29 protein-coding genes are annotated in these 26,737 nt (G+C 68.2%); 11 read left to right on the top strand and 18 right to left on the bottom strand.

The window, feature by feature from the left end:
• Positions 1 to 285 precede the first annotated feature (285 nt).
• On the top strand, positions 286 to 1,272 hold the full coding sequence (locus Rhe02_RS29125; RefSeq protein ID WP_203911588.1) for a Gfo/Idh/MocA family protein: 987 nt from the start codon (positions 286 to 288) through the stop codon (positions 1,270 to 1,272).
• Positions 1,265 to 2,515, top strand: coding sequence for a glycosyltransferase (locus tag Rhe02_RS29120; RefSeq protein WP_203911587.1), 1,251 nt, complete (start codon positions 1,265 to 1,267; stop codon positions 2,513 to 2,515). The genes Rhe02_RS29125 and Rhe02_RS29120 overlap by 8 nt, the downstream gene beginning before the upstream one ends.
• Here the strand turns inward: Rhe02_RS29120 and Rhe02_RS29115 are convergent.
• From Rhe02_RS29115 to Rhe02_RS29105, 3 genes are read right to left on the bottom strand one after another with little or no spacing between them, the layout of a single operon-like run.
• On the bottom strand, positions 2,506 to 3,663 hold the full coding sequence (locus Rhe02_RS29115; RefSeq protein WP_239124115.1) for an MFS transporter: 1,158 nt from the start codon (positions 3,661 to 3,663) through the stop codon (positions 2,506 to 2,508). The genes Rhe02_RS29120 and Rhe02_RS29115 overlap by 10 nt on opposite strands.
• The gene (locus Rhe02_RS29110) at positions 3,663 to 4,784 is read right to left on the bottom strand and encodes a glycosyltransferase family 4 protein (RefSeq protein ID WP_203911585.1); all 1,122 of its coding nucleotides are present in this window, start codon (positions 4,782 to 4,784) and stop codon (positions 3,663 to 3,665) included. The genes Rhe02_RS29115 and Rhe02_RS29110 overlap by 1 nt, the downstream gene beginning before the upstream one ends.
• Complete coding sequence (locus tag Rhe02_RS29105; RefSeq protein ID WP_203911584.1) at positions 4,781 to 5,947, bottom strand: 3-dehydroquinate synthase family protein; 1,167 nt, start codon at positions 5,945 to 5,947, stop codon at positions 4,781 to 4,783. Before Rhe02_RS29105 ends, Rhe02_RS29110 begins: the two co-directional genes overlap by 4 nt.
• 331 nt (positions 5,948 to 6,278) lie before the next feature.
• Here Rhe02_RS29105 and Rhe02_RS29100 point away from each other — a divergent pair, with 331 nt between their 5' ends.
• The 3 genes from Rhe02_RS29100 to Rhe02_RS29090 all read left to right on the top strand — a co-directional run bounded on the left by Rhe02_RS29100 (position 6,279) and on the right by Rhe02_RS29090 (position 14,100).
• Complete coding sequence (locus tag Rhe02_RS29100; RefSeq protein WP_203911583.1) at positions 6,279 to 7,910, top strand: hypothetical protein; 1,632 nt, start codon at positions 6,279 to 6,281, stop codon at positions 7,908 to 7,910.
• 37 nt (positions 7,911 to 7,947) lie between these two features.
• A complete protein-coding gene (locus Rhe02_RS29095; protein WP_203911582.1) occupies positions 7,948 to 11,229 on the top strand; it encodes a protein kinase domain-containing protein in 3,282 nt (1,093 codons plus the stop codon).
• A 72-nt stretch (positions 11,230 to 11,301) separates the two neighbouring features.
• Positions 11,302 to 14,100: a TIR domain-containing protein gene (locus Rhe02_RS29090; protein WP_203911581.1), complete on the top strand. Its 2,799-nt coding sequence runs from the start codon at positions 11,302 to 11,304 to the stop codon at positions 14,098 to 14,100.
• 45 nt (positions 14,101 to 14,145) lie between these two features.
• Here the strand turns inward: Rhe02_RS29090 and Rhe02_RS29085 are convergent, their stop codons facing one another.
• From Rhe02_RS29085 to Rhe02_RS29060, 6 genes are all read right to left on the bottom strand, one after another.
• Positions 14,146 to 14,667 carry a hypothetical protein gene (locus Rhe02_RS29085; RefSeq protein WP_203911580.1) on the bottom strand — a complete coding sequence of 174 codons (522 nt, stop codon included), beginning with the start codon at positions 14,665 to 14,667 and terminating at the stop codon, positions 14,146 to 14,148.
• Positions 14,668 to 14,730: 63 nt separating this feature from the next.
• Entirely contained in the window at positions 14,731 to 14,871 is a 141-nt protein-coding gene (locus Rhe02_RS29080; protein ID WP_203911579.1) for a hypothetical protein, read from the bottom strand.
• Positions 14,868 to 15,731: a peptidoglycan-binding domain-containing protein gene (locus Rhe02_RS29075; protein WP_203911578.1), complete on the bottom strand. Its 864-nt coding sequence runs from the start codon at positions 15,729 to 15,731 to the stop codon at positions 14,868 to 14,870. Before Rhe02_RS29075 ends, Rhe02_RS29080 begins: the two co-directional genes overlap by 4 nt.
• Before the next feature lie 47 nt (positions 15,732 to 15,778).
• Entirely contained in the window at positions 15,779 to 16,279 is a 501-nt protein-coding gene (locus Rhe02_RS29070; protein WP_203911577.1) for a hypothetical protein, read from the bottom strand.
• Complete coding sequence (locus Rhe02_RS29065; protein WP_203911576.1) at positions 16,255 to 16,818, bottom strand: MauE/DoxX family redox-associated membrane protein; 564 nt, start codon at positions 16,816 to 16,818, stop codon at positions 16,255 to 16,257. Before Rhe02_RS29065 ends, Rhe02_RS29070 begins: the two co-directional genes overlap by 25 nt.
• Positions 16,819 to 16,825: 7 nt before the next feature.
• Positions 16,826 to 17,512 (bottom strand): hypothetical protein, encoded by a 687-nt coding sequence (locus Rhe02_RS29060; protein WP_203911575.1) that lies wholly within the window; start codon positions 17,510 to 17,512, stop codon positions 16,826 to 16,828.
• 67 nt (positions 17,513 to 17,579) lie between these two features.
• Between Rhe02_RS29060 and Rhe02_RS29055 the strand changes: the two genes are divergently transcribed.
• The 6 genes from Rhe02_RS29055 to Rhe02_RS29030 are packed head-to-tail and all read left to right on the top strand — an operon-like array spanning position 17,580 to position 21,197.
• A complete protein-coding gene (locus Rhe02_RS29055; protein ID WP_203911595.1) occupies positions 17,580 to 18,083 on the top strand; it encodes a LysR family transcriptional regulator substrate-binding protein in 504 nt (167 codons plus the stop codon).
• A gap of 54 nt (positions 18,084 to 18,137) precedes the next feature.
• Positions 18,138 to 18,395: a hypothetical protein gene (locus Rhe02_RS29050; RefSeq protein WP_203911574.1), complete on the top strand. Its 258-nt coding sequence runs from the start codon at positions 18,138 to 18,140 to the stop codon at positions 18,393 to 18,395.
• Between the two features lie 35 nt (positions 18,396 to 18,430).
• On the top strand, positions 18,431 to 19,306 hold the full coding sequence (locus Rhe02_RS29045; protein WP_203911573.1) for an AAA family ATPase: 876 nt from the start codon (positions 18,431 to 18,433) through the stop codon (positions 19,304 to 19,306).
• Entirely contained in the window at positions 19,299 to 20,429 is a 1,131-nt protein-coding gene (locus Rhe02_RS29040; RefSeq protein WP_203911572.1) for a vWA domain-containing protein, read from the top strand. Before Rhe02_RS29045 ends, Rhe02_RS29040 begins: the two co-directional genes overlap by 8 nt.
• 10 nt (positions 20,430 to 20,439) lie before the next feature.
• The gene (locus tag Rhe02_RS29035; RefSeq protein WP_203911571.1) at positions 20,440 to 20,724 is read left to right on the top strand and encodes a hypothetical protein; all 285 of its coding nucleotides are present in this window, start codon (positions 20,440 to 20,442) and stop codon (positions 20,722 to 20,724) included.
• Entirely contained in the window at positions 20,721 to 21,197 is a 477-nt protein-coding gene (locus Rhe02_RS29030; RefSeq protein ID WP_203911570.1) for a hypothetical protein, read from the top strand. Before Rhe02_RS29035 ends, Rhe02_RS29030 begins: the two co-directional genes overlap by 4 nt.
• Here the strand turns inward: Rhe02_RS29030 and Rhe02_RS29025 are convergent.
• The 9 genes from Rhe02_RS29025 to Rhe02_RS28985 are packed head-to-tail and all read right to left on the bottom strand — an operon-like array spanning position 21,170 to position 26,723.
• Complete coding sequence (locus tag Rhe02_RS29025; RefSeq protein ID WP_203911569.1) at positions 21,170 to 21,541, bottom strand: hypothetical protein; 372 nt, start codon at positions 21,539 to 21,541, stop codon at positions 21,170 to 21,172. The two genes, Rhe02_RS29030 and Rhe02_RS29025, sit on opposite strands and share 28 nt — an antisense overlap.
• Entirely contained in the window at positions 21,538 to 21,807 is a 270-nt protein-coding gene (locus Rhe02_RS29020; protein WP_203911568.1) for a hypothetical protein, read from the bottom strand. Before Rhe02_RS29020 ends, Rhe02_RS29025 begins: the two co-directional genes overlap by 4 nt.
• Before the next feature lies 1 nt (position 21,808).
• Positions 21,809 to 22,078 (bottom strand): hypothetical protein, encoded by a 270-nt coding sequence (locus Rhe02_RS29015; RefSeq protein ID WP_203911567.1) that lies wholly within the window; start codon positions 22,076 to 22,078, stop codon positions 21,809 to 21,811.
• A 4-nt stretch (positions 22,079 to 22,082) separates the two neighbouring features.
• A complete protein-coding gene (locus tag Rhe02_RS29010; RefSeq protein ID WP_203911566.1) occupies positions 22,083 to 22,274 on the bottom strand; it encodes a DUF1059 domain-containing protein in 192 nt (63 codons plus the stop codon).
• 29 nt (positions 22,275 to 22,303) lie between these two features.
• Complete coding sequence (locus Rhe02_RS29005; protein WP_203911565.1) at positions 22,304 to 22,531, bottom strand: hypothetical protein; 228 nt, start codon at positions 22,529 to 22,531, stop codon at positions 22,304 to 22,306.
• 16 nt (positions 22,532 to 22,547) lie between these two features.
• A complete protein-coding gene (locus Rhe02_RS29000) occupies positions 22,548 to 22,802 on the bottom strand; it encodes a hypothetical protein (protein WP_203911564.1) in 255 nt (84 codons plus the stop codon).
• Between the two features lie 12 nt (positions 22,803 to 22,814).
• The gene (locus tag Rhe02_RS28995) at positions 22,815 to 23,399 is read right to left on the bottom strand and encodes an SRPBCC family protein (RefSeq protein WP_203911563.1); all 585 of its coding nucleotides are present in this window, start codon (positions 23,397 to 23,399) and stop codon (positions 22,815 to 22,817) included.
• A complete protein-coding gene (locus Rhe02_RS28990) occupies positions 23,399 to 24,334 on the bottom strand; it encodes an XdhC family protein (RefSeq protein ID WP_203911562.1) in 936 nt (311 codons plus the stop codon). Before Rhe02_RS28990 ends, Rhe02_RS28995 begins: the two co-directional genes overlap by 1 nt.
• Positions 24,327 to 26,723 (bottom strand): aerobic carbon-monoxide dehydrogenase large subunit, encoded by a 2,397-nt coding sequence (locus tag Rhe02_RS28985; protein WP_203911561.1) that lies wholly within the window; start codon positions 26,721 to 26,723, stop codon positions 24,327 to 24,329. The genes Rhe02_RS28990 and Rhe02_RS28985 overlap by 8 nt, the downstream gene beginning before the upstream one ends.
• Between the last annotated feature and the right edge of the window lie 14 nt (positions 26,724 to 26,737).

Raw genomic sequence — 26,737 nt, 5'->3', positions numbered from 1 at the left:
GGACCATCCGGCGACCCCGGAGCGGCCTACCATCGCGGCAGACACGAGATCGGGAGGTGGTTGATGACTTGTTGCGCGTCGCGCGTGAGGGGTTTCGGTGTGGGAGCACGGGCCTTCGTGCCGCCCGGGAGGTTACGGTGAGCGACCACGACGGTGCCGCGTAGAGAAATATGGGCAGCAAACCCTTCCAGCGCCACGAAAGCCTTCATGATGCTTTCTGGGAACTGGCAGGCGGCGGGGTTTGTCTTGACCGGGCTTGGGGGAGCCCACGTAGAATCGACGATCGTGAACGGGGCAAACGTCCGCTGGGGCGTGTTGAGCACGGCGGCGATCGCCATCGAGCATGTGATACCGGCGATCGGCAAGGCGGCCGGGTGCGAGGTGGTGGCTATCGCCAGCCGCACCACGGAGCGTGCCGAGGCAGTGGCGGCCGGGTTGGGGATTCCGCGGGCCTATGGGTCCTATGCGGAGCTGCTGAGCGATCCGCAAGTCGACTGTGTCTATATTGGACTGCCAAACTCGATGCACGTGGAGTGGGCGGTGCGGGCGGCTGAGGCTGGCAAGGCGGTGCTGTGCGACAAGCCGATGGCGCTCAACGCGGGCGAGACGGGCCGGATAGTTGACGCGGCCCGGGCGCAAGGAGTGCTGCTGACCGAGGGGTTCATGTACCGCTACCACCAACAGTTCCGGTGGTTGCGCGGGCTCCTCGACGACGGTGTGGTGGGGCAGGTGCGCACGATCCGGGGCGCGATCGGGTTCGTCATCGGGCCGCCGCCCAACATCCGGCTCGACCCGGAACTGGGGGGCGGAGCACTGCTTGACGTGGGGTGTTACCCGCTGGACGCGATGTGCCTGCTGTTCGGTGCGGCCCCGACGGCGGCCCGGGCGGTCGCGTTTCACGACGGCGGCGTCGACCACACCTGCGCAGCCGTGCTCACCTTTCCCGGCGAACGGCTCGGCGTGATGGACGGGACGTTCCGGCTGCCGTGGCTGCAGGCACCGCTGGAGGTGGCCGGAGACGACGCGGTCGTGCGGCTGGAGGACGCCTTCAACCCCGGCCAGAAACCGTGCCGGGCCACCGTGTTGCGGGCCGGAAAACCCGTCGAGACCATCGACTTCCCAGGCATGGACATGTTCCAGGCGATGGTGGAATCGTTCAGCGAGTCGTACAGAACAGGGCGGCCGCTGGACTACGACATGATCCCATCGCTGCACACGGCGGCTGCCAGCGACCTGGTCCGGGCGGCCTTCCGTGAGGCCGGTCATGTCTGAGCCGCTGGTGTCGGTGGTGATCCCGACCTATAACCGGGCCGACGAGCTTCGCGAAACGCTGACCTCGCTGACCGCGCAACGGTTGGCGGCACAGCATTTCGAGGTGGTGGTGGCCGACGACGGCTCGAGCGACTCGACCGCGGAGATGGCGCGTTCCTTCGAGTCGCGTCTGGCGCTGCGCTACCACTATCAGGAGGATCGCGGCGCCCGTGCGGCCCTGGCCCGCAACAGCGGGGCGCGTCTGGCCACCGCTGAAGTGCTGGCCTTCCTGGACGCCGGAACGATCGCCGGTCCCGACTTCGTCCAGGGCCACCTGGATCAGCACGCCGAAGGCGGCCCGCCGAGGGTGGTCATTGGCTACACCTATGGGTACAGGCCGTTCGATCCGACTCCCGGGCTTGCCCAGAACGTGGCCGCGCTGAGCGCCGACGAGGTGAGGGCGTTGTATGGGGACGATCCGTCCTTTCAGGACACTCGGCATCGCCAGTTCGCGATGGTGGACTTCGACGTCCACGCCCTGCCCCTGCCCTGGATCATGTCCTGGACGGTGAACCTGTCGGTGCGCGCCGAGCAGTTCTGGCGGGTGGGCGGCTTCGACGAAGACTTCACCGGCTGGGGCGCCGAGGACCTCGACCTGGGCTTGCGGCTGTACAAGGCGGGCACCAGATTCGTCCTCGGGCGTGCGGCGTGGGCGATCGAGTCGCCGCACGAGCGGGACCCCTCGGGCAAGTCGGATCAGGTGACCCGCAACGCCATGCGGATGCTCACCAAGTTTCCCGAGCCGGCGACCGAGCTGAACTGGGCCTGGTTCGCCACCGGGGAATGGCTGGTACAGCAGGATTCGCTGGCCCTGCACGAGCGGTACGCCGAGCTGCTGGCCTGGACAGAGCAGACCCGCGATCTGCACGCCGACGCCACGATCGACAAGGCGGCGAGGGACCTGCCGCAAGGGTCGAGCGTGGCCGTTTTCGGTTGCGGCGCTTCGCTTCCCGCCTGGATGCCGGGTGCGCTGTCGCGATGTGCGCTGTTCGACTTCGACCCGGCGGCCGTCGCCGAGGCGGAAAAGCGGCTGCCCGGCCAGACCCACCACGGGCTGGGCGTGCGCACAGCGCTGCCCGATCGGTCGGTCGACCTCGTGGTACTCACGCCGCGGCTGCGCGGAATCTGGCGCAGCTACGGCAAAGCGATCCTGGCCGAGGCGGAAAGGGTCGGCCGGAACGTGTCCGACCTGAGTCAGGGATAGCGTGCCAGCAGCGCGGCTGCCCCGGCGGTGAGAATGGCTGCCGCCAGCGCGGTGCTGCGCACGCCCAACGCCGGTAGCAGAACTGCGCCGATGGCCGCCCCCGCCGCGATGCTGACGTTGAAGACCGCGCTGAACCCGGCCGAGGCGATGTCCGTGCTGCCCGGGGCCACCTGCAGCACCCGGTTGGCCAGAGCTGCGATCATCATGAACATGGCCGCGCCGGACACGGCCATGGCCACGGCGGCCACGATCGGATCGGCGCCCAGCGCGAAAAGGCTGAACAATGCCAACGCCAACAGCGCGGTCGGCACGACAAGCGCCTGGTGTGGTCTGCGGTCCAGCAGAACCCCGGCTACGGCCATCGCGGCGATGCCGGCCAGGCCCCGCAGGAACAGCAGCGGGCCGATCGCGTCACCGGAGAAATGCGAAACCTGCAACAGGAACGGCACCGTGTACGTGGTCGCCGCGGACAGGCCGGCGATGGCCAGCCCGGTTCCTATGAGCAGGATGGCGTACCGGCGCCGGTCCGGCTCGGCCGCGTGCTCCGCGTGGCCCTGCCCGGCCGGGGTGTTGGGCAGCAGGGTCACGATGGCAGCCAGGGCCAGCACCCCGAGGCAGGTCAGCACCAGGAACGCCGACCGCCACCCGGCCCGCTCGCCCAGCCAGGTGCCGGCCGGCACGCCGAGCACGGTGGCGACCGAGCTCGCCCCGAACACGGCCGAGACGACCCGGCCGCGTACCTGAGGCGAGAACAGCCCGGCCGCGGTGATCAGGGCCACCGCCCAGAACACCGCGTGGGTCAGCGCGCTCACCACCCGGGTGACCATCAACCACTCGATGGTGGGGGCCAGCGTGGACCCGAGGCTGGCCGCCACGAACACCGCCAACAGGCCGGAAAGCAATGCCCGGCGCGGGATCGCGCGGGTGGCCCGGGTCAGCGGCACCGAGACCACGGCCACGGTCAGCCCGTACCCGGTGACCAGAAGACCGACCGCGGACAGTGACGAATGCAGATCCTCCGCGATGAACGGCAGCAGCCCGGCCGGCAGGTTCTCCGACGTGACGAAACAGAACGTGGCCAGGATCAAGGCCCCGAAAGCGGTCAGGGCGGCCACCGAGTGGCGGGTGACCGACGCGGCTTGTGTCATCAACCGCACCGGTCCAGGATCCGTTCCAGGTGCCCCTCGTAGGTGTGGTGCTCCTCAACGTATTTGCGTAGCTCGCCCGCGGCCTGGTGCAGCGCGGGCAGGTCACCCAGCGCATCGTCGATCGCCTGGCGCAGCGCGGCCGCTGACCCGGTCGGGACAACTCGGCAGGCCGGTGAGTCCGGCACCTGGTCGGCCAGCACCTCGGACACGATTATCGGCTTGCCGAAGGTGAGGGCCTGCGCCAGCGCACCCGACGCGCCACCGTAGTCGGTGAACTCGGGCTGGTAGGGAAAGACGATGACGGCCGCGCCGGCGATCGCCTGGCCCAGGCGCTGGCGGGAGATCCAGCCGGTCTCCCATTCGACCCGGGCGTGCGGGTGCCGGCCGGCCAGATGGGCTTGCATCCCTTGGTACTGCTGCCCGACGATGCGAAGCCGGTGCCACTCGGTCAGAGCCGACATCAGCAGATCGGTGCCCTTGTCCGAACGGGCGCTGCCAATCGATAGCAGGTAAGGGTCATCGTCGGTGGGCACCGCAGCCGCGTCGAACCAGGCCGCCACCTCCGAGCGGGACGCGGCCGGCCAGGCGCTGCGCACCAACCGGCTGGCGTCGATGAACTCCGATGCCAGTCGCTCACCGGCCGCGGAGTGCACCACGAACAGGCCATCGGGCGTGATCTCAGTCAGCAGCTCGGCCAGGGACAGCCGTCCCAGGTGGTCGGCGACCTGCAGCCCGAAGTAGCCCGGCCGGTGCAGGGAATGGACATAGCGCAGGCCGGTCTGGGCGGCCGGCCACGCCGCGTAGTTCTCGTCGAGATAGCAGTTGATGAACACGCTGGCGCCGTGGGCCGCGGCGTCTCGGCTGGCGGCGGCGAGATTGGCCGGGTCGACCAGGCGGGAGTAGGACAGCTTGACCCCGACCGAGCCTGGCGAACGGCCTACCGTGGGCCGGTGGACCACGCCATCGCGCAGCGGGCACTCGTCCAGATATCCGGGCGGGCAGTAAAGGCGCACCGGGTCAGCGCCGGCTAACGTGGGCGCGGCGTTGGCCAGCCCCACGGTGAAGTCCGGATGGTGGCCCAGCACCGTGTCGGTGAAGTCGTCGAAGAGCGCCACAGTCATGCCGAGCCCACCCTCTCCAGCGGCGCCAGCCCTCGCCCCGACGGCCCGGCGACCGTCTCGAAGGCGGTCATCACCAGCTCAAGCGGGACCGGAACCAGAGGCCGCCCGGAACTGTCCACTATGGCCTTTCCGACCGAGGACAGCAGGACCATCGGCACCTCGTCGCGGCGGCAGCGCAGGTAGCCCCGCTTGTTGTCGGTGGCCAGGGTGTCCCGCAGCAGCTGACGGTCAAATCGCCCCGGGCCGGCCGCCACCGGCGGAAGCTGCAGCCAGCTCACCACCCGATAGTGCCGGTCGAGATCATCGACGCTCAGGTGGCCCAGCGCGTGGCTCACCTCGGCGGCCACGAGCATGCCCCAGGCCACCGCCTCGCCGTGGTTCATGGTGCCGGCCGACACGAACTCGACCGCGTGGCCCATCGTGTGTCCATATTCGAAGATGAGGGCCTCATGCCTTTCCCGCGGATCGCTGTCCAGATAAGGGGTCTTGGCGATCCGTCCAATGTCGAGCAGCTCCAGCAGTGCTTGGATCGGCTGATCGGGTAGTTCGCGCAGAGCCCGGCCGAGGGCCTCTTCCCGCTGCGGCAGCACGGCCAGGACGTTCTTTGCCATCTCAGCAAGACCAGTCAAAAGCTCACCATGTGGTACGGAGGTGAGCCATCGCAGATCGCACGCGATGAGCGACGGTGCGTGATAGGTGCCGCACAGGTTCTTGCCGCCGCGCAGGTTGACCGCCTGCTTGACCGAGAGCACCGAGTCGAAAGCGGCGACCGGGGTCGTCGGCAGGTGGATCAGCCGCACGCCCCGGTAGAGCAGGGCGGCGGCAAGGCCGGCGGCGTTGCCGACCATGCCGCCGCCCATGCCGACGACCGCCGAATTCTTGGTGGCGCCAAGCGTAATCGCGTGTTCGACGATGTCTTCGACCAGTGTCAGTGTCTTTTGCCGCTCACCGGCGTCGATCTCGAAGGTGGCCAGCGCGACGGTGTCGGCCAGCGCCCGCGTGATCGGCTCGGCATGCGCGGCAACGTTTCGATCGACAACGAATATGAGCGAGTCGGCCGTGCCGGCCACCTCGGCGAGAGCCCGGACCAGATCCGGGCCGCAATCAGCGCCGTACAGGTAGCGGACGTCCCTTCCATCAAGGGGCACATGTCTTTCGAGCAAGGCAGGACACCTCCCGAGCAGTGGGATGCACACAGCGATCACCGATGGGCACATCGAAACGGGAGGCACATGTCGCGCGGGTGAGGCGCAAATGCAGGAAAGTCACCGGTCTTTCGTCCCCCGTGTCCGGCACCATCTCCTCCGAACACGGCCGTCGACCGTTCCGGAGACTTACCGGAACAACGTAGCGCGCCCCGCCGAAAAAATCGACACCTGTGCAGATCACGATTCATTGATGTAACAAACATCGGCCTTCCGGAAGCTCCTGTAACAACCCCCTCGCCTTGGGTTAGCATCGACATCGATACATGCGCCGATCTGGGGGGTTCCCATGTTGCGACGAGCAAGCCTGGTGTGCGCGGTGGCGATGGTGCTGGCTTTCCCAGCGCAGCCCGCGCCGGGGCAGGTGGGCCGGGTGCGGCCGGGCGATTTCACCATCTTCGGGTTCAGCCAGTCCGACGTGGGCGAACCCGGCGACCCGCAGGTCTACCGGCTGGCCCCGGACATCAACATCCGGGCAATCGGGAAGTGGTCCACCAACGGGGACGAGGCGTCCGATTACGACTTCGCGCAGGTTCGCCGGTACCACGAAAAAGGAATCTCCTTCATGGGAAGCGGCACGGCCAGCGTCATCTTCCCGGGAGACTTCGCCACACCCGAAATCTATGACGACATGTCCACTCGGGACGCGGACGGCAATCCCGTGCCGCACGAGGAATTCGGGTTTCCGGTGGTCGCGCGCAGAGGCAACATGTTCAACCCGCGCTACCGCCAATACCTGCTCGGCTGGGCGAAGCTGCAGGTCGACGGCGGCGTGGACGGGGTGACTTTCGACGAGGTGAACGCCGGTTTCAGCGGTGGGCTCAAATGGGGCTTCAACGGCAACGAGGGTTTCGACGACTATGCGCTGGCCGACTTCAACCAGTACCTGCTCGAAAAGTATCCGGACTACACCGACGCCGACTGGAAGTCGCGCTTCGGGATGACCGACGCCAACATCGTGAGCCGCAACTTCAGCTACCGCGACTATCTGCGCGCCAACGGCTGGAACACCAACCCGATGACCGACGCCAATCCGCTGGCCGCCGAGTGGGGCAGGGTGACCGCCAACCGGATGTACGCGCAGGACACCTCGTTCACCGCGACCTACCTGCGCCGCTACTGGAAACAGCTGGTCGACCAGCTGCGCGCCTACGCGTGGCGCACCGCGCACCGCCAGATCCTGATCAGCTCCAACGGCCTGATCCCGTTCGTAGACTTCAACAGTGTCGGCATGTACCCGTGGAATCCCGACGAGCAGACCCCGGACTTCAGAGGCGCGGACTATGTGCCCGTCGTCGGCGGCCACCTCAACGGCGCCAAGTCGCTGCAGGCAAACTACCGCTACCTCAAGGAAAAAAGCGCGCAGATCTCGGGCCCGCACACTCCGGTGGTGGTGTTCATCGACTGGCCCAACGACATGATGACCAACTATCTGAACCTGCCGTTGCAGGAGAAGAAGGATTACTGGCAGATCTTCGGCGCCGAGGCCTACGCCAACGGCATCTTCCCCGCCCTGCACCTCAAGGACACCGTCGGCAGCCCGACCGCCGAGCAGCTGGGCACGCTGGAGTTCTACCGCACCTACAGCCAATTCTTCCGGGAGCACCGGAACCTGTTCGCCAGCAACGACATCGGAGCGGCGACGGTCCGGGTCGGGGCGGCCAGCGTGTCGGCGAGCCTGCTAGTGCAGCGTGGCTCCGGGGCGCGGACGCTACACCTAGTCAACCACAACTACCAACAGGGCATCATCGCCCAGAGCGGCCTCACGGTCGAGGTCGATCTGCCGTCCTGCCCGCGGCGGGTGAGCATGGTGTCGCCCGACTTCGCCGGCTCGAAAACGCCCGCCACCTCCTGTCGGCACGGCCGGCTACACGTGACCGTCGACCAGCTCGACTACTACAACGTGCTGGTGCTTAAGTAGACCGACCTTTCGTCAGGCCGAGTCGGTGTGGTCCACTGTGACGACTTTGCCCCTGCCGAGCTCGTGGAGTGTTCTCGAAATGGTCGATCCGCTGGCCGGAGTGCTTATAAGCACGCGATACCGGCTCATCGGACAGCTTGGTTCCGGTGAGACCGGCACTGTCTGGGATGCCCGAGACGAGCAGCTGAACCTTGCGGTGGCGATCAAAGAGTTGCGCCTGCCCGAGCCGGGGTCGCCCGAGCAGCTCGCTGAGCTGCTTCAGCTGGTCAGGGACGAGGCGCGGTACACGGGCCTGCTGTCCCACCCGAGCATCGTCGCGGTCTATGACGTGGTCAGCGACCTCGACCGCCCATGGGTCATCATGCCGCGCGTGACCGGCCGCTCCCTGGCCGCCGAGATCGCCGCAGGCGGCAGGTGGGACCCGGCCCGCGCCGCACGGCTCGGCCTCCAGCTGCTCGAGGCGCTGGAAACCTCGCACGCCGAGGGCGTCTCGCACGGCGCGATCAAGCCCTCCAACGTGCTCATCCCGGAGTTCGGTGCGCCCATGCTCACCGACTTCTCCCTTACCCCGTCGCCGCCCGAAGCCGATCTGCTCGGCCTGGGCGCGGTGATCTATTTCGCGGTCGAAGGACACACCCCTTATCCGGCCGATCCCGACCCGCCGCGCAATGCGGGGCTGATCACTGACATGGTCGAAGGTCTGCTGGCCGACCCGAGCCGGCGACCCACCCTGGCCCAGGCCCGCGAGCAGCTGACCGCAGCTCTGGCTACCTACGCCGAGCAGCGCAGAAAGTCCCAATGGTCAGACATCGCCGATGTCCCGGCTGTCGCCCGCGCCCAGCAAGCCGCACCGTCGGCCATGCCGGTCTCACCACCGGCCCCCGCCCCACCGCCGGCCCAGCCCACCCCGCCGCCCCTCGCGGCCCCGGCACCACTGGCCCAACGCATACCTGCCCAAGGCATACCGGCCCACAGCATTCCGGCCCAAGGCATACCGGCCCAAGGCATACCCGGCGCAGCGCCACCGGCCCACGGCATTCCGGCTCAAGGCATACCCGCCCCGGGCTCTCCGGCTCAAGGCATACCCGCCCCGGGCTCTCCGGCTCAAGGCATACCGGCCCCGGCGCTGCCGGCTCCGGGCATACCGCCTGCGGGTGCGACCCCCACTGCATTTCCGCGCGCCTCCGGCACAGCTCCGGTTATCCGGGCCACCGCTGCTGTTCCAGTCAGCCCCGCGCCCGGCCAGGCCGCCTCGCCCGGCCAGGCCGCCTCGCCCGCCCAGGCCGCCTCGCCCGGCCAGGCCGCCGCGTCACCCTTGGCCGGTGACGTCGCGCCGCCGCCGGCCCCGATCGCAGCGCCGTTCCTGCCGGGCCGCGTCGCGCCGCCGCCTACCACGCCAGCGCGGTCAGCTCCTGGCTTGGCTTCAGCCCCTGGTCAGGCTTCAGCCCCTGGTCAGGCTTCAGCCGCTGGTCAGGCTTCAGCCCCTGGCTCGGCTTCGGTTCCGCCGGGCTTTGTCGCGGCACGGCCGGACTCTGCGTCATCCGTTGCGGGTAACGGCGCGACCACGCCCAGCCCCGAATCAGCCGCTGCCTCGCCGTGGCTCGCCTTGGCTGTGGTGCCAACGGTTCCAGCTCCTGCGGCCACCCCGTCACCGGTCGCGGCCCAAGGTCCCATCGAGGGCCCGGCGGAGCCCCCACCCGGCCGCCATGCGAAGCCCGCATCTGAGCATGCCGCGCCGCCATCGAAGCGCCGCCGCCTGATCATCGTGGCCGCTGTCACCGTCGCGACGTTGGCCGTCAGCACCGCTGCTTTCGCTTTCCTGCGCTCGCCCGCCACGCCGGCCGCGCGACCCCAGCCCACGGCCTCCTCGCCCGCAGCCGCGAAGCCTGACACCACGCCACCGCAACAGCCGGTAAACGTCACCGTCTCCGGCCGCAGCGTCGACACGGTCACCCTGATCTGGGACGCCGGAATCGACGACGTCGGTGTGAAGGAGTACCGCATCCAGCGCGACGGCGCTCAGGTCGGCACCAGCGTCACGCCCGACTACACAGACAAAGGGCTGGCCGTCAACACGACCCACACCTACACCGTGACCGCCGCCGATGCCGCCGGAAACATCTCGGTCGCCAGCACGGCGGTCACCGCGACCACTCTGAAAAATCCTGACACCACCAAGCCTTCCGCGCCGGGCAACCTGCGCGTCACCGGTCGCTCCACGAACTCGATCGTCCTGGGATGGAACGCCGCGACCGACGACGTCGGCGTGGCCCGCTATGAGGTGCGGCGTGACGGCACCGCGGTCGGGACGGTGGCGGCTCTGAGCTACACCGACTCCGGCCTGGCCCCTGGCACATCGCACAGCTATGTGGTGGTCGCGATCGACGCCACCGGGAACATCTCCAGCCCGACCGGGCCGGTGAGCGGCACGACCCTCACCGCTCCCGACACGGCCGCACCCAGCGCGCCCGGATTGGCGCACGTCACCGGCGCGACAACCACCACGATCAGCCTGGCCTGGCTCGCCTCCACCGACAACACCGGGGTGACGAACTACCTCGTCTACCGCAACGGAGCCCTGGTCGCCAGCCCGGCCGCACTGACGTATACCGATCCCGGCCTGACCCCGGCAACCACGTATACGTACCAAGTGAAAGCAATCGACGGGGCGGGCAACGTTTCGACAGCCGCGGTCGTCTCCGCCGCTACGGTCGCGCCACAGGTCAGCGACATCACCGCCGCGGTCTCCATCGCCTCCGCGCCTGTCTGCACCGTGACCGTCACCGCGACCGTCGCCGTCACCGCAGGCCCTGTCACCGTCGAGCTTCAGGCCGTCATCGACGGTGTCACGACTACCAAATCGGTGTCCTTCACCAGCACAGGCCCTGCGTCTCAGGTGGTCACCATCGGCACCGGGCCGGTCACCCGCGACGCCGCCGCCGTGGTGTCAAGCACGTCGCCGAACTCTGCCAGTTCCACCAAGACCTGGACCGCGCCCGATGCCTGCCGACCCGGCTTCTCCATCGCCCCTCCCACCGCCCAAGCCGACAGCTGCGGACCCCCCACCAGCATCAGCGGCTCCATCCACGTGACGGCCCGCAACAACGCGGGGTCGCAGCAGTACAAGGTGCAGATGATGGTCGATGGCGACAAGGTCGCCGAAACGATGATCACGCTGGACGCCTTCGAGGCGGCCACGGTCGACCTGACCAGCCCCGCCACCTTCCCCAACGGCCCCTACGTGGTGTCCTTTGTGGTCATCCCTCCGGAAGGCTCGAGCGCCACCTCGTCCACAGTCGACGTCGAGGTGAATTGCTGAGCCAATCGCACTTGATTTGCCTAGTTACCCTGTCGCCATCGGTATGGTCCCGGGCGGCAGGAGGACAGGGCGATGACGCGATTTGGCGTGCGCGTGCCCTATGCCGCGTTCGTGTCCTACAGCCGAGCTGTCGACGGCAAACTGGCACCGGCGCTCCAGCATGCCTTGCAGCGCCTCACGAAACGCTGGTACCAGCGGCGGGCCATTCGGGTGTTTCGCGACGACGCGAGCCTGACAGCCAACCCGGGCCTGTGGTCTTCGATCGTCGAGGCGCTTGACCAGTCCGAGTTTTTCGTTCTGCTGGCTTCGCCGGAGGCAGCGCAGTCGGAGTGGGTGAGGCGCGAAGTCTCCCATTGGCTGCACCATCGTCCCGTCGGCACCCTGCTGATCGCGGTCACCGATGGCGAGCTGCGCTGGGATCCGGCAACCGGCGGCTTCGACCCCGACCGCACCACTTGCCTTCCGCCGGAACTGTTACGGGCGTTCGCGGAGGAGCCCCGCTGGGTGGATCTGCGCGCCGCGCGCCACGAGGAACACCTTTCCTTGCGGGTGCCTCATTTCAAAGACAAGATCGCAGAGCTGGCGGCCGCGGTACATCGCAAGTCCAAAGACGACATCGTCGGCCAGGACATCCGCGAGCATCAGCGAACCGTGCGGCTGGTGCAGGTCATCGTCGCCATTTTCGCGCTGCTGGCGGTGACTGCCACCGTCCAGTGGCGGCGTGCGGACAGTCAGGCGGCCATCGCCACCGCGGGCCGGCTGGCCGACCAGTCGGCCGCCCTTCTCGACAGCGATCCGGCGGTGGCCATGCAACTGGCCGTGGCCGCCTACCGCACGGCCGACACCGCGGTCACCCGCAGCGCGTTGCTCAGCGCCCGCAGCCGCGGTCACGCGGGCAGGTTGCTGGGCCATCGCGCGCCGGTGGGAAAGATCGCCACCAGCGACGACGGTGCTCTGGCGGTCAGCGCCGATACCGCTGGCACCATTATGTTGTGGCGGCTCAGTCCCCTCGATCGGGTGCCGGTGGTGCTGCGCACCGACCGTGGCCCGCAGCCGGCCACCGGCTCTGCGGCGCTGGCATTCATTCCCGGCACCAGAATTCTTGCCGAGGCGGGATGGGTGGGGTCGGTGACGCTGTGGAATCTGGCGAATCCCGCCACACCCCGGCATATGTCCAGTGTGGACGTTCAGCGCGACGAGATCCGGTCGCTGGCCGCCAGCGCCGATGGCCGATGGCTGGCCGGTGCGGGCCTTGACCGGACCTGGCTGTGGAGGGTTGAGGCGGCAACGCTGAGCGGCCAGACAGTGGTGGCGACGGCATCGGCCACCCAGGTCGCCTTCGGCGCCGGCAGCGATGTTCTCTACGTCGCCGGATTCGGGCCCGATCTGCGGGTGTTCGATCTGACCGACCACGCCCATCCGCGCGCGCTTCCCGCCGTGCCGACCGATTCCGCCGACGTCGGCGCTTTGGCGGTTTCTTTTGACGGGTACCTTCTGGCGACAGGCGGCGCAGGCGGCCAGATCCGGCTGTGGAGCCTGGCCGACCCGCGCTCTCCCGTGCCCGCTGAGCATCACGTGCTCGCCTCGGACCATCGCGACGTGACCAGCCTCGCGTTTCACGGCCGCAGCCTGGCCGCCGGCGGATTCGAAGGGCGGCTGCGGGTCTGGGACACGCAGACCGGAACCACCACGGTCGACCAGCCCAACGCCTACGGCATCGACGCCCTCGCCGTCACCGCCACCGGGTTGATCGTCACCGGGGCCCGCGACCACATCGTACGGGTCTGGCGTCACGCCTCCTCCGTGCATCCGGGCACGATCGGCAACATCTTCACCGTCGCGATTGGACAGAATGGGACCGTGGCGGCCGCGACCGCCGACGGCCAGGTATACCTGAGAAACGTGCACCGGGACCGGTTCGGGACGTGGCAACCGACCTGGCGGGCCCACGACGACAGCATCGCCGCAATCGCGTTCACGCCCAAGGAAACCCACCTGCTGACGGCCAGCTATGACCACACGGTTGGGATCTGGCGGCTGGGCTCGGGCCAGCCCACGCTGTGTCATCGGATCGCCGACAGCTGGGCGCCCTTACGCGCCATCGCGATCAGTGGCACGCTGCTCGCGGTCGGCGGCAACGACCCGCGCGTGCGCCTCTATGATCTGAAGAATCCATGCGACCCGGTGCTGCTGACCGAATTCAACGCGCCCACCCACATCGTCGGCGGCCACACCGTCGAGGCGGTGGAGGCGCTGGCCCTGGATGCCGAGGGGACCATGCTCGCCGTGGGACGGTTCAGCGATCCGCACATCCACCTGTGGAGCGTGGCGAATCCGCGCGCCCTGCGCCACATCGCCGATCTGCGTGGCCACCTCTTCGGGGTGAGGGCCTTGGCCTTCTCCGCCAACGGTTCCGTGCTCGCCTCGGGTGCGGATGACGGTTCGGCGCTGCTGTGGGACATGGCCGCGCTGGGCGAGCGGATCACCCCCAAGTCGGTCGTCTGGGCGCAGCCCATGGCTGCCCCGCTGACCCACGGCAAATCCGTTGCCGGCATAGCGTTTTCCGGCGACGGGCGCAAGCTGGCCACCGCCGGTTACGACGGCACGGTCGCGGTGTGGGACAGCTCCCGCCCGAACCGGCCGAACCTGATCGCCCGGCTGGCCGGCCACCGCAGCAGCGTCGAGGCGGTCGCCATCGCGCAGGGAGGCGACTTCGTGGTCAGCGGCGCCGATGATGCGACGCTCATGCTGTGGTCGCTGGACGCGCAACAGGTGGCGGCCTGGATCTGCGAGGTCACCATCACGCCGCTGACCCCGGCCGAGTGGGCGGCCTATCTCCCCGACATCGCCTACCGGGCCCCCTGCGGCTGACAGCTCGCGCGCCGTCGGCGGCTGGAGCGAAGGCCCTGCGGCTGACTACAACCGCGGCAGGAGCAGGGTGGCGAAACTGACCGCCGCAACCGTGCACGCGGACGCGGCGATGACCCGCAGCCAGGTACGAAGGTCGGCGTCCCAGCCCTCAACCGTGCCCGAAGCGAGGCGGATCAGCGGGGTGACCGCCCGCCCAGCGCCGAACCCCACCCCGGTCAGCGCCGCCACCCACAGCGGCTGGCCGCCCAGAAACACAGCCAGGGCAAGCACATACGGCGCGCTTGCCGACACGTAAGTGCGTACGCCGGTGCCCAGCTCGAAGCCGAACTGCAGCGCGCCGCGCAGCAGGTTGCGCCGCAACACTTCCTGCGGCACCTGACGCGCGTTCTGCGGGACCGGGAGGCGCACCATCCCGGTGTCGCGCAGCAATCCCAGCAATGCCAACGCAACGATCATCGGGTAGCGCCCGGCCGCGGGCAGCGGCTGCGCCAATCCGGACAGCAGCCCCAGGGCCAGCCCGCTGAGCAGGCCACCGGCGAGCAGTCCCACCACAAACAGGGTCAGCACGGACCTCTGTCGTTCCCCTTCCCGCCACCCGGGCGAGGCCAGCACATCCGCGCTGTTACGCGTTCAAACCGAGCCGGACAGGGTGTAGCCGGCCAGCCCGCCGAGGACCGCCCAGGTGAGCGCGTGGCCTTGGGCGGCCAAGGCAAGCGCTGCGGCGCTGAGCAGTGCGGCGGGTATGAGGGGGTGGGTCGCCAGCCTGCTCACACGGCCCCGCCGGTGAGGGTCCGCCAGGTGTTCTGGCCGATCACCCCGTCGACGGTCAGCCCGTTCTGCCGCTGGAAGTCGCGCACCGCTGCGTCGGTGAGCGCGCCGAAGGCGCCGTCGACGGTCAGCCCGTACGCGTACTTGTTGAGCTGGCGCTGCGCGCCGCGGACCGCCTGCCCGTTGTCCGGCATGCGGACCAGAACCACCAGGGTCGGCCAGGTCTGCGCGTCGACCACCCCGGTGGCGGTGATGCCGTTGGCCGTCTGGAACTGGCTCACGCTGGTTTCGGTACCGGCTCCGAAGACTCCGTCGATGGTGGTGGCAAAGCCCTTGGCTGTCAGCAGATGCTGCACGGTGTAGACGTTGGGACCGGTGTTGCCGCGGCGGGTGGCCGGCCAGCTGACCGCGGTGAGGCATTCGCATTGCGTGTTCCAGCGGCAGATCGACTTGACCCAGCTGGAGCCGACCTTGCGATACCCGTCGTGGCAGCGCCGCTGCACCGAACAGGCGCAGGCGCCGCACGCGCCCTGGTACTGCCACAGCCAGCCGTCGTAAGTGCTTGCGTAGCACTGGTTTGGGCGCAACGTCCAGGTGATTCCGTCGTTCTTGTGGAAGCCGATGTTCGTCCCGCTGGTGGTGCACGCATCGGCGAATATCGTGCTCGGGCCACAGCCCGGGGAGCAGTTGTGGTCGTCGGCGTATGACGGGCAGCTGCCGAGAATGGTGTAGCCGTCGGCGTAGGCCTTTCGCGCGGCGGGGAACACGCTCAGGGCGGCCATGCCCAATGCGGTCCCGGCCTGCAGCAGGGTACGCCGCGACGGTACCCATTGACTCAACGGCAATCCGATGCCGCCACGCATGCGTCGACGGTCTGTCCCACGAAGCATAGGCACGCTGTCGAGACTGGTCACGATGTCTCTCCCCGGTCGATGTGCTGGAGCAGATGGCGTAGTGCCGCGCGTGAGCCGACCGGTTCCGAGCGCAGCACCCGCCCGCCCTGGTCGACGACCACCCCGAACGGCGTGGCGATCGCGTCGTAGCGTTCGAACAGATCCGCCTGGTCGCCCAATGTGGTGAGCGGCAGATCGGCGGCCTCCGGCGGAACCTGGCCGCGGTAGAGAGCCCGAAACTCCAGCGCCTCCCGGTCGTGGCGGCCGGCCTCGTCGAGCAACTCGGCGCACGTGCCACAGCCCGGCTGGAGAAACAGGAGCACCAGGGTTGCCGGGGATTGCGGTGCCAACGTGCTGAACGCTGGGGCGGGCGCGCCCAGCGGCAGCCCGACCGGCTCGGGGCGGCGCACCGCCGTGCTGGACAGCTGGTGCACCTGTCGCACCAGGCCGGACACCACTAGCGCCAGCAACAAAATGGCGACCCAGCTCAGGATCAGCGCGCTGGTCTGGAAACCCATCCGGGCAGCCCTCCTCGGCGGTGATGCTCATGCATGGCGGCGGGCAGATGCCACAGCAGAAGCGTGAAGGTGGCCGCCGCGATCAGCACGATCGCGAGCTGGGCGCCGGGACGGGTCAGCGGGACGATCGAATCGGCCCACGCCAGCGCGAGCAGCGCCAGGCCGGCCAGGATCGCGGCACGGGCCACCACCCATCCGGTCATCGGCAGCTCCAGACGTGAGCACCCGCACGGACCGGACCGGCCGAGGAACCGCAGCCGCAGTCCATAGCCGACATAGAGGACCAGCAGCGCGCCGCTTCCGGCCAGGGCCGCGGTCAGCGGACGTCCGCCGTCGCGCAGCAGGGCCACCACCCCGGCCACACCGAGCAGGCCCTCGCTTGCGATCACCGCTGCGGCGACCGCTCGGGTTGCCGGGATCACCCGATGGGCGGCCAGCGCCCGGGACAGCGCCGACGGCTCGGCCAGGTGCTCGGCGCACGCCAGCAGCATGGTGAACAGCACGGTGTACGCCGCGACGCCGGCGAGCAGGGCCAACACCTCGACCTCAGCCGGTCTTCTGCACGCTGAGCTGCCCCACCAGGGTGGGCAGCTGCTCGAGCGCCGTGTCGCCCAGCGGCATCACGGTGAGCCACGTGTCGGCGGTGACGAGCACGAAATAGTCGCTGCCGTCGGAGAGCGTGTCGCGGAACAGTTCCCCGGCCGAGGTCATCATGCCGCGCCGGGACGGTAACTGCGCGGAGTGCTGCGGCGTCAGCGGGGCCAGTTCCAGCAGGCCGAGCCCGGGCACCTGCTTGACCAGGGTGGCCGGGCCCGCGAAAGCGCTGCCGGCACCGGGGTCCGGGCGGATGGCCAGCCCGTCGGCATGCTCCTGGATCCGCAACGTGCGCAGCACCGCGAGCAGATCGGCGGTCGACGCCCGGTAGAGCTGAGTGACGACGCAGTAGTGCTCGCCTCGCCACGCCGCGATGAGCCTATCCTCGGTGAGCCGGATCTGCGGGTCGTACGAAGTGGTCCGCGCGGTCAGCAGGGCTCCGCCCTGATAGCCGAACTCCTCGTCGAACTTCTCAACCCCAACAGCCCGCGCCACATCGTCAGCGAGGCTGGCAGGCCCGGCGGTGAACTCCTGCCTGCGCCCGGCGATGCTCATCTCGACCGTGGAGGTAAACGGCTCACCGAGATCGAAAGGGCCACTGATCCGGAACCGGAAACCGTCGACAGCCTGGTGCGACACAGTTGGGCTCCCCGCAGCCATGGCCCGGCCACCTTCCGTCCGATGTGGATAGCGTGGCGCATACTTTATATATCTACATAAATATTGCGCAAGACCGACAGCGACCGCTATCGACACCGGGCAGGCCGATGTTGCCGTGGTGGCCTACGATCCGCCCGGTCGCCATTTCGTCGCGCGCGAGATCGCCGCGTACCCCCAAATGCTGGTTATCGGTGTTGACCATCTGCTCGCCGCTCGAAAACGGTTGCGCCTGGCCGATCTGGCGGGCCTGGATCTGGTGGTGCCGCCGCCGAACCGGCCACATCGGCGCAGCCTGGAGCGGGCCCTCCTGGACGCGGGCGTGCCATGGCAGCCGGTCGCCGAGTCGGACGGCTGGGACCTGCTGGTGCACTTCGCCAGCCTCGGCATCGGCGCGACCGTCGTCAACGGCTGCGTCGAGCTGCCGCCGGGTCTGACCGGCGTCCCGATCGGGGATCTGCCGCGGGTGCGGTACTGGGCCGCTTGGCGGAAGCAGCGTCAGCCCCGCGCCCTCGCTTTCCTCGCCGAATGCGCAGGTCACGGAGGTGAGTAAGCGAAGCCTTAATCCGCCGTCGCGCTTGCCGCAACTGCGGCCTAGGGTGGGAGCATGGCAAACCAGCCGGAGGAGACGGTAGGCGTGCTGCGCGCGATGTGGGCCGCCAGCGGGCAGCGGGCCGACGCCGATGAGGCTTGCGGGCCGCAGAAGAGCTGCAAGAACATGAAGGACGTCACCTTCGACGGCCTGGCTGAGCCCGGCAGTGACCTGGGTGCGGCCTGGCGGGAGAAGCTGCGGCGGGAAGGCAAGCTCGGCACGTCGGCGCCCAGCATCCGGGAGCTTGTGCTTGGCCCCGCTGAAACGCAGTAACACCAGCGACGTGTGGACGGTTAGGGAGAGACTGCATGGACCGTCCGGAGACCGTGGCCGAGCTGACCCAACTCCTTCGTGAAGACGGCTATCTAGCCGACCGGGGGTTGGCCACCGCCCTGCTGATCTCCCTGTCGCTGGGAAGGCCGATCCTGCTCGAGGGCGAGGTCGGCGTCGGTAAGACCGAGGTGGCAAAGGCTCTCGCGGCGGTCTTCGGCCGGCAGTTGATCCGGCTGCAATGCTATGAGGGCATCGACACCAATCAGGCGCTCTACGAATGGGACTATGCCCGGCAGATGCTGCAGATCCGGGCTCTGTCGCAGGGCCAGCTGGTCGACGGCGAGACGGTCGACAAGCTTTTCGGCCCGAAGTTCCTGCTTGAGCGGCCGCTGTTGCAGGCGGTGCGGGCCGGCGATCAGGCGGTCCTGCTCATCGACGAAATCGACAGGGCCGACGACGAGTTCGAGGCGTTCCTGCTCGAGATGCTCGCCGACTTCCAGATCACCATTCCCGAGCTGGGGACGATCAAGGCGGCCACCGCGCCGCTGGTGGTGCTGACTTCCAACCGCACCCGCGAGCTGCACGACGCGCTGAAGCGGCGCTGCATCTACCACTGGATCGGTTACCCGAGCAGCGATCGCGAGGTGGAGATCGTGCTCACCCGCCAGCCCGAGGTGTCGCAAACGTTGACCCGTAAGGTGGTCGCCGCCGTCAACCGGCTGCGAGACCTTGAGCTCGCCAAGCCGCCGGGCGTCGCCGAGACTATCGACTGGGTGCTGGCGCTCAACGTCATCGGGGCGCAGGAGCTGACCACCGAGACGGTGGCCGACACGCTCGGGGCCGTGGTGAAGGACCACGACGATCTGGAGCTGGTGCGCTCGAGCCTGGACGGGATCGCCTCGGGTGACTGACGACGCGCCGTTCGTCAGCGTGCTGGTCGCGTTCGCCGATCAATTGCGTGACGCGGGTCTGACGGTCGGATCCGGTGACGTGCTCACCTACAGCGCGGCATTGGCCCAGCTCGATCCGACCGACCTGCTGGACCTCTACTGGGCCGGACGCACCACCATCGTCACCCGGCGCGAGGACATCGCGGTCTACGACCGGGTGTTCCGGAAGTTCTTCCTCGACGAGGGCGATGCGCTGCCGGAACCGTTGCGGCTCAACGTTCACAGCTCGGCCGAGGTGCAGTCGATGCTGGTCGTTCCGGCCACCGATCCCAGCCCCGAGAGCCGGGAAGAGCACGCGGCTCGGCTAGGTCTGGTCGCTTCCGGCGCAGAAGTGCTGAGGAATAAGGCTTTTGCGGCGTGTACGGCTGAGGAGCTGGCGGCGCTGAGGAGGATCACCGCGCGCATCCGGCTCAATCCGCCGCGCCGCAGAACCCGCCGCACAGCCGCGGCGCGGCGCGGCCATACCCCGGATCCGCGCCGCATGGTGCGGGAAACGATGCGGGCCTACGGTGAGCCCTCCAAACTGTTGTGGCGCAAGCGCAAGCGGCGGGTGCGGCCACTGATTCTCATCGTCGACATCTCCGGATCGATGGCCGACTACTCGCGCGGTCTGTTGCAGTTCGCCCATTCGGCGAAGCGGGCCGACACGCGGGTGGAGACTTTCTGCTTCGGCACCCGGCTGACCCGCCTCACCAAAGTGTTGCGGCGGCGGCGCGTCGACGAGGCGATGGAACAGGCCGCCAAGGCGGTATTCGACTGGGAGGGCGGGACCAGGATCGGGGACTCGCTCACCGCGTTCGTGCGCGACTGGGGAAGGCGCGGCATGTGCCGGGGTGGGATAGTCGTGATCTGCTCCGACGGGCTGGATCGGGGCGACCCGCAGGTCCTGGCGAGCGCGATGGAGCGGCTGAGCCGGCTGTGTCATCGGGTGGTGTGGTTGAATCCGCATCGCGGCCACAGCCGGGACTTTCGGCCGAGCACTCTCGGCATGATGGTCGCCGCCCCGTACATCGACCTGTTGCTGCCCGGGAACAATCTGCACGACCTGGAAGTGTTCGCGGCGATGCTGCCCGAGCTGAGTTAGGAGCGAATCGGTGAAGTGGAGTGTGTCGGTGGCGGCGGAAGGTGACCGCGTCATCAGCCGCGAGGAGGTGCTGGAGCTGGCCGACGCGGTGGCGATGTCCGGCGGGATAGCCTCAGGCATTGGCACCACCAGATTTGGCGCCCAGCTGATCGTGGAGGCCGACGATCGGGCTGACGCGGTGCAACGCGGCAGCGCCGAGTTCGTCCGGGCCGCGGCTCAGGCCGGGTTGCCGCCCTGGCCGATCGCCTACGTCGATGCCGTCAGCGAGGCCGACGAACTCGACGACCTCGAATGATCAGGCTCGGTTCGCTTGCCGGCTATGCCTTCGAGGGCCCTCGGCTGCTCGGCGGCTGGACGCCTCCGGCGCATCCGGCGGTGTACGCGATCATGTACAAGCCGGATCCGGAGACCAAACCCGAGACCTACGCGGTGATCTATGTCGGCCACGCCGACGACCTGTCCGCGCATCGGCTTCCGTTTCACCATCCGCGCGCGCAATGCTGGATCGCCCGCGCCGGAAGCCGTTGGCGTGTCTACATCTGCACCTATCAGGTACCCGGCGGGCTGCGCTCGCACCGCGAACAGATCGCCCAGGAACTCAGCGCGATCTACCACCCGTCCTGCAATGAGCAGCAGTACGAGCGGTCCTGGAAGGACGAATGGATCGGCGAATACACTGCGCCGACCACCGGGCCGCTCACCACCGGGCGTGACCCTGGCGGCGGCCCGGCCGCGGAGTGTCAGTCCGATACGCCCGCGGGAACGTAGCCGACCCCGTCGTGCAGCCGTGAGCGACGCCGCCCGGACGCCGGCCGGGCCGGCTCACGCACGGCAGGTTCGGCCGGGAGTGGCGTAACACCGACGACGATTCCCTCGGCCATGCCGTAAAGCAGCGGCAGCGCGCCGGCGACCACTCCACCGGTGCCGTTGATGTGCTCCACACCGGGCTCGATGACCTCCGCGTGGCCCTTGATGGTGCGCACCAGCTCCGCGCACTCTTCAAGGTTGGTGGCTATCCGCTTGAGCTGGCCGCCGACCACGAACAGATAGAACGCGAGCCCGGCGATGAGCGCAGCGATGTCGACAACCGACCACACGACCAACTCGTTCATGACCTCACCTTGTCCAGTACGCGGCCGAGGAACAGGTGGTGCTTGAGGCCTTCGGCCAGAACGGCGTCCACGCGCGCGGCGGTCTGCGCGATCAGCGCGGTGTCGGCCGTATTGGCCGCCGCGGCCCGCAGGGTGTCGCGCACCATGACCACCCGCTTGTCGATGCGGCGCACCAGCAGGACAAGGATCGTCAGCAGCGCGGCCACCGCGACCACGACGACCAGCCCGCCGATGATGGCGCCCCACCAGTATTCGGTCGGTGTCATGTCAGCCTCCTAGCCGGGTACGGCCACGGGCGAGGCCCGCGACGATGACCTCGGCGTGATCGATGGTCGTGCGCAGCTCCTTGAGGGCTGCGGTGTTGTGCACCGACTGGGTCAGCGAGTCGTTGATCATCTTCGCTTCCTTGCCGATGGAAGCCGCCAGCAGCAGGATCGGCACCACGAGGGCCACCACGACGAGCACGACCACGACGCCGATGGTGTAGCCGATGACCCACCCGGTCGTGCTGGCGCTCTCTGTCACGGTTTCGAGCATGGGATCAGCCTGCCTTCGTGGTGGACTGGACCTGGCTGATGCAGTTCGCCTTGACGAACGCGACCAGCGACTTGGTCGGCGCAGGGATTTTGTGCTTCACCACTACATGCTCGGCGACCTGGCCCATCAACGCGTCCTCGGTGGGAGCGGTGAAATGCGTCTTGCAAACCGGGCTGCCGCAACGGAACTCGTACATCTTTCATGCTCCTTGTGCTCAGGACCGGATCAGATCGATTCGCAGAAGTCGCGAACGGGCTTCAGGTTGGCGTTGACCGAGGGCAGAACCTCCGGCACCGTGCGGGTTTGGTGGGCAACCACCATGACGCCCACGATGACGGTGCCCAAGGTCTGCCGGATCTCCTTCAGGTGGAAGATGACCCGAAGCAGACCGAGCGCGGCTGCGGCAATGATCAGCGTGGCGATGACCAGGGTCACCACGGCGGCTGCAGGCATGGCAATCGTTCCTCTCTCAGCCCAGAAGCTTGCCGACGGAGCCCGCGTAGCGGACTGCACCGATGGTGACGTCTTTGATCGTGCCGTCGGTCTCAGCCAGCAGCTCCGGTACGTTGTCCAGCTCGCCGGTCAACGCCACGCCGCCGGCGAGAATGTCATCGGCCGCGCCACGGATCCGCTCCAGCGCCGCGAGCACGCGGTTGAGCAACGCCACGAGGACGGGGACCACGACCAGTAAAAGGATCCCGTTGCCGATCCACCACAGTGTCATCTCGTCAGCTCCTCAACGGCTCGGGTTGGGCTGATACGGCAGGAAGAAGCGGCGCAACACCCGGCCGAGCGCGAGCCGAGCCGCGCGCAGCCCGATGGTGAAGCCGCTGGCCGAGGTGGAGCCGACCCGGTCGAGCGATATCCCCTTGGCCTTCGCATCGATGCGGGCCTGCATGTTGGTGGCGAAGTCCTTCATGAGAATCTCGGTGACATCCGAGATCATGCCGCGCCCATATTGCGCGGCGGCACCGGACACTTGCAGGTCCTGGATGACGTCAACCCTTGTCCCGCCGCGCGCCTGGCTCAGCGTCGCGGTCACGAGCATGGAGGCGTTGCCGCGGCCTTTCTCGTCGGCACCGGCCGCGTCGACGACGATGCGCTTGGCCGCGTCGTCGCGCTCCTTGATCTGGGCGGTCCCACCGAACTGCAGCCGCACCGGCCCCATCCGGACGGCCACCTTGCCCAGATACTTGTTGTCGCCGAGGTCCTGTGTCAGCTCCGCACCGGGCAGGCAGGCGGCCACACCCGGTATGTCGTCGAAGAACTGCCAGACCTTGTCGACGGGCTGGGCCACGTCGAAGCCACTCTTGATCAGCATCAAGCCTCCCGGGCGATGAGGTGGGCGGCCGGTTCCCGCTCGAAAGCGGCCCGGCAGCCGGCACAGCAGAAGAAGTAGGTGATGCCGTCGTGCTCGAACGGGCGGCTGGATTCGTCGGCCCGCACCGTCATCCCGCACACCGGGTCACGTGCCTGCCTTGGTTCGGCCGGCGTTACCAGCGCCTCGGGCACGAGCTCGCCAGCCGCCCGCCGCCGCACCAGCTCGGCCAGGACGGCAACGGCGATCTCGCGGTGGGTGGTGTGGCCAAGGTCGAGCCCGACCGGCACGCTTACCCGGTCGAGCAGGTTGCGCGGCACTCCACGGTCTTCGAGATAGCCGAGCACCGCCTCGCCCCGCTTGCGCGACGCGACCAGGCCCACAAACGCGGGCAACGCCGAGACCGCCTGCTCGATCGCCTCCTCGTCGCCGTGGCCCTGGGTGGCCACCACCACGATGGAATGAGCGTTGAGGTGCGCGGCGGAGAAATCCGGTCCGTCGTGGACATCGGCCCGCCATCCCAGCGCTCGGGCGAGGTCGCCAAGCGTGTGGGCCATCGGCGAGCGGCCGACGATCGTCAGGTGGGGCACGGGCACCACGGGCTCGATGTAGACCTGCATGGCACCCTCGCTCTGGCACGAGATGGGGATGACAGTCATCCCGGTGGGCACGCTGCTGCCGAATTGGTCGGAGGTGCCCAGCAGCACCAGCGTCGCCTTCCGTTCGGCGATCACCTTCTGCGCTTCGCGGACGACCACAGGCTCGGCGCAGGCGCCACCTATCCAGCCGTGCAGCTGCCCGGTCGCGGTGATGAGCGCCCGCGAGCCCTGGTGGCCAGAGGACGGCCCCTGCCGCCACACCACCGTGGCCATCGCGAATTCCTCACCGCGCCGAGTCAGCTCACTGGCCAGCTCGATGACGTCCCAACCCTCAGTCATGGTCGTCCATTTTGACCGGTGGCGCACCCGATACGTCGTGCCGCTGGGTGATGGCTTCGTAAACGCGGTCGGGCAGCAGCGGCATGTCGATGTTGCGCACGCCGGTGTCCTTGATGGCGTCCAGCACCGCGTTGACGAAAGCGGCCGGTCCGCCGACGGTGGCGCACTCACCGATTCCCTTGGCGCCGATGGGGTGATGCGGGCACGGGGTGACTACCTCGTGCAGCTCCCAGCCCGGGGTCTCCCACGCGGTCGGCAGCAGGTAGTCCATGTAGTTGGAGCCGATGCAGTTGCCCTGCGCGTCGAACGTGATGAACTGCATGGACGCCATGGCATAGGCCTCGGTGAGGCCACCCATGATCTGGCCCTCCACCACCATCGGGTTGATCCGCACGCCACAGTCGTCCACCGCGACGAATCGCAACACGTCCCAGACCCCGGTCTGCGGATCCACTTCGACGGTCGCGATGTAGCAGGCGAACGGCCAGGTGAGGTTGGGCGGGTCGTAGTACGCCACGTTCTCCAGGCCCGGCTCCATCCCGTCGGGCATGTTGCTGTAGGCCGCGTAGGCGCAATCCTGAATGCTCACACCGGTTTCCGGGGAACTGCGCACGTAGAACCGGCCCAGCTCCCACTCAATGTCCTCTTCGGACACCTCAAGCAGGTGCGCGGCAAGCTTGCGGGCCTTCGCCCGCACCTTGCGCGAGACCATGGCGACGGCCGCTCCGGCCACCGGCGTGCTCCGCGAGGCGTAGGTTCCCATGCCGAACGGTGCGGTGTCGGTGTCGCCCTCCTCGACCACGATGTCGTCGGCCGGGATGCCGAGCTCATGGGCGACGATCTGGGCCCAGGTCGTCTCGTGGCCCTGGCCCTGAGTCTTGGCGCCGGTGCGCAGGATCGCCTTGCCGGTCATGTGCACGCGCAGCTCGGCCGAGTCGAACATCTTGATGCCCAGGATGTCGTACTCGCGGCTGTTACCCGCGCCCAGCGGCTCGGTCATCGTGGAGATACCGATGCCCAGCAGGCGCCCGCGGCTCTTGGCTTCTTCCTTCTGCTTGAGGAAGTCCTCGTACCCGATGGCTTCCAGACCCACCTGAAGGCACTTGCCGTACTGGCCGGAGTCGGTGAGGAAACCGAACGGGGTGCGGTGCGGGAAGTCGTCGTCGCGCACGAAGTTGCGCCGCCGGAACTCCGCCTGATCCATGCCCAGATCGTCGGCGGCGGCCTGCACCATGCGCTCCTGGAAGTACATCGCCTCGGTGACCCGGAACGAGCAGCGGTAAGCCACCCCGCCGGGCGCCTTGTTGGTGTACACGCCACGCGCGGTCAGATGCGCGGAGGGGATGTCGTAGCAGGAGAACGCGGAATGCATCAGGCCGATTTTGAACTTGCTCGGCTGGGCGTCGGAGAAGAACGCGCCGTGGTCGGAGTCCGTGTGCATCCGCACACCGAGGATCTTGCCGTCCTTGCGCAGCGCCAGCTCGCCCTTTAGGTAGATGTCGCGGGCGAAGCCGGTCGAGATCAGGTTTCCGGTCTTGTCCTCAATCCACTTCACCGGCCGCTCCAACAGGATCGAGGCGAGGATCGACATGACGTAGCCCGGGTACACCGGAACCTTGTTGCCGAAGCCACCGCCGAGATCCGGCGAAACGATACGGATCATGTGCTCGGGCAACTCGGCGACCAGGGCGACCGCCGCCCGGATGATATGAGGCGCCTGGGTGGTCATGTAGACGGTCAGCTTGGAGGTGGACCGGTCGAAGTCGGCGATGGATCCGCAGCACTCCATCGGAGAAGGGTGCGATCGCGGATAGTGAAGCTCGAGTTTGGACACCAGGTCGGCTTGCGCGAACGCGCGCTCGGTGCCGTCCCGGTCGCCGACCTCCCAGTCGAACACGACGTTGTCGTGCTGGTTTTCCTTGTCGTCACGGATCAGCGGGGCACCGTCAGCCAAAGCCTGGGTGGGGTTGACGATGACCGGCAGGGCCTCGTACTCCACCACAATGGCTTCACAGGCATCCTTGGCGATATACGGGTCGTCGGCGATCACGCACGCGACTTCCTGACCCTGGAAGCGCACCTTGTCGGTCGCCAGCACCGCCTGCGTGTCGTAGGACAGGGTGGGCATCCACGCCAGGTTGCGCGTGGCCATCATCTCGCCGGTGAGCACCAGCCGAACGCCGGGAATCGCCCACGCCTTGCTGGTGTCGATGGAGACGATCCTGGCGTGCGCGAGTGGACTGCGCAGGATCTCCATGTGCAGCATGCCCGGCAGCACGATGTCGTCGACATAATTTCCCTTGCCGCGGATAAACCTGTTGTCCTCCACCCGCTTACGGCTCGCGCCGAGCCCACCGATCTTGATCTCATCCCGTGCCTGAGTCGTCACCTGGATACTCCGTT

Source organism: Rhizocola hellebori, from assembly GCF_016862955.1.
GTDB lineage: Bacteria > Actinomycetota > Actinomycetes > Mycobacteriales > Micromonosporaceae > Rhizocola > Rhizocola hellebori.
This window is presented reverse-complemented; position numbering and strand designations above follow the sequence as displayed.